1 rRNA gene is annotated in these 255 nt (G+C 54.1%); it reads right to left on the reverse strand.

Features of this window, described 5'->3' with window-relative positions:
* A 23S ribosomal RNA gene (locus WA325_RS21315) occupies nt 1-255 on the reverse strand; the annotation flags it as partial.

Here is a 255-nt window from a genome sequence, read left to right on the forward strand (position 1 = left end):
CGGGTCTACGACCACGTACTCATGCGCCCTATTCAGACTCGCTTTCGCTGCGGCTCCGCATCTTCTGCTTAACCTTGCACGGGATCGTAACTCGCCGGTTCATTCTACAAAAGGCACGCCATCACCCGTTAACGGGCTCTGACTACTTGTAGGCACACGGTTTCAGGATCTCTTTCACTCCCCTTCCGGGGTGCTTTTCACCTTTCCCTCACGGTACTGGTTCACTATCGGTCACTAGGGAGTATTTAGCCTTGG

The sequence above is a fragment of the Bacillus sp. 205(2023) genome (assembly GCF_037027485.1).
In the GTDB taxonomy this organism is placed as follows: Bacteria; Bacillota; Bacilli; order Bacillales; family Bacillaceae; genus Bacillus; species Bacillus halotolerans.